A 1,792-nucleotide genomic window follows, 5' to 3' on the forward strand; every position below is an offset into this window, starting at 1 on the left:
GGGACGGCGCCTGCCGGCAGGCCGGGCTCGACAAGCTCTCGGAGGCGTGGCGCAGCGGGGCCGAGGTGGGCTGCGCGACGGGCGGCGGCTTCGTGAAGGCCGACGTCGACCTCAAGGTGCCCGTCCTCTTTCCGGGCGTGATCGACTTCCCCATCACCGTCAGGGGCCATGCCGGAGCCGTGGAGGAGGCGACGGACTGACATGCCGTACGACCACAGCACACGACACCGCGCATATGACCGCGCACACGGCCGCGAGCACGGCCGCGAGCACGGCCGCGAGTGTGACCGCAGCCGCAGCCGCAGCCGCAGCCGCAGCCGCGACCGCGGCCAAGTCGCCATCGAGTACCTGGGTTTCATCCCGGTCCTGATGCTGCTCGCCATGGCCGTCATCCAGACCGGGCTCGTCGCCTACGCCGCCCAGCAGGCCGGCACGGCGGCCCGCGCGGGGGCGCGCGCCGCCTCGCTCGGCATGAGCGCCCAGCAGGGCTGCCGGGAGGCGGTGTCCGCCTCGCTGAGCGGCCGTACGAGCTGTACCGAGGCCCGGGGCGGCGACACGGTCACCGTCACCGCCACCGTCCGCATCCCCTCGATCATCCCCCTCTGGGACCCGATCGGCGACGCCCACAAGACCGCCACCATGCCGCTCGACCACTGAACGGGGAACGCACCCATGAGCCTCCGCGCACGCATCAACTCCCCCGAGGAGCAGGGCAGCCGGGGCGAGGACGGCCACCTGGTCGCCTCCTACCGGGCGAAGCTGCTGGAGGAGATCGACCTGGCGGAGATGGGCTCGCTGGCCGCCGCCGAGCGCCGGGCCCGCCTCGAGCGGGTGCTCGGGCACATCATCAGCCGTGAGGGCCCGGTCCTGTCGACCGCGGAGCGCTCGCAGCTGATCCGCCGCGTGGTCGACGAGGCCCTGGGCCTGGGCATCCTCGAACCACTCCTCGAGGACGCCTCCATCACGGAGATCATGGTGAACGGCCCCGACGCGGTCTTCGTGGAGCGTGGCGGCCGGGTCGAACAGCTCCCCCTCCGCTTCGCCTCCACCGACCAGCTCATGCAGACCATCGAGCGGATCGTCTCCACGGTCAACCGCCGCGTGGACGAGTCGAACCCGATGGTCGACGCCCGCCTGCCCTCCGGCGAACGCGTCAACGTGATCATCCCGCCGCTCTCCCTCACCGGCCCCACCCTCACCATCCGCCGCTTCCCGCGCTCCTTCACCCTCCAGGAGCTGATCGGCTTCGGCTCGCTGGACGAGCACATGCTGTTCCTGCTGGCCGGTCTGGTGCAGGCGAAGTTCAACATCATCGTCTCCGGCGCCACCGGCACCGGGAAGACCACCCTGCTCAACGCCCTCTCCGGCCTGATCCCCGAGGGGGAGCGCATCATCACCATCGAGGACTCCGCCGAACTCCAGCTCCAGCAGGCCCACGTGATCCGGCTGGAGTCCCGCCCGCCCAACGTGGAGGGCCGCGGCCACATCACCATCCGCGACCTGGTGCGCAACTCGCTGCGCATGCGCCCCGACCGCATCGTCGTCGGCGAGGTCCGCGGCGGCGAGTCCCTGGACATGCTCCAGGCGATGTCCACCGGCCACGACGGCTCGCTCGCCACCGTGCACGCCAACAGCGCCGAGGACGCGCTGATGCGCCTGCAGACCCTGGCCTCCATGTCCGACGTGGAGGTCCCCTTCGCCGCCCTGCACGACCAGATCAACAGCGCCGTCGACGTGATCATCCAGCTCACCCGCTTCGCCGACGGCGCCCGCCGCGTCACCGAGATCGCCC

Annotated in this window: 2 protein-coding genes and 1 pseudogene; all 3 read left to right on the forward strand. The window is 71.6% G+C overall.

The features are described 5' to 3' along the window. Positions 1 to 200 (forward strand): annotated as a pseudogene (locus RH94_RS42210) (pilus assembly protein); the annotation flags it as partial. Position 201: 1 nt separating this feature from the next. Continuing rightward, positions 202 to 657: a TadE family protein gene (locus RH94_RS03750; RefSeq protein WP_079188879.1), complete on the forward strand. Its 456-nt coding sequence runs from the start codon at positions 202 to 204 to the stop codon at positions 655 to 657. 15 nt (positions 658 to 672) lie between these two features. Further along, positions 673 to 1,792 (forward strand): CpaF family protein (locus RH94_RS03755; RefSeq protein WP_234425513.1); only part of this gene is annotated, 1,120 nt, incomplete at its 3' end.

Source organism: Streptomyces kebangsaanensis, assembly GCF_001906585.1.
Classification (GTDB): Bacteria; Actinomycetota; Actinomycetes; order Streptomycetales; family Streptomycetaceae; genus Streptomyces; species Streptomyces kebangsaanensis.

Coding starts and splice junctions, on each gene's coding strand:
- RH94_RS03750 (WP_079188879.1), top strand. CDS start 202: ATGCCGTACGACCACAGCACACGACACCGCGCATATGACCGCGCACAC.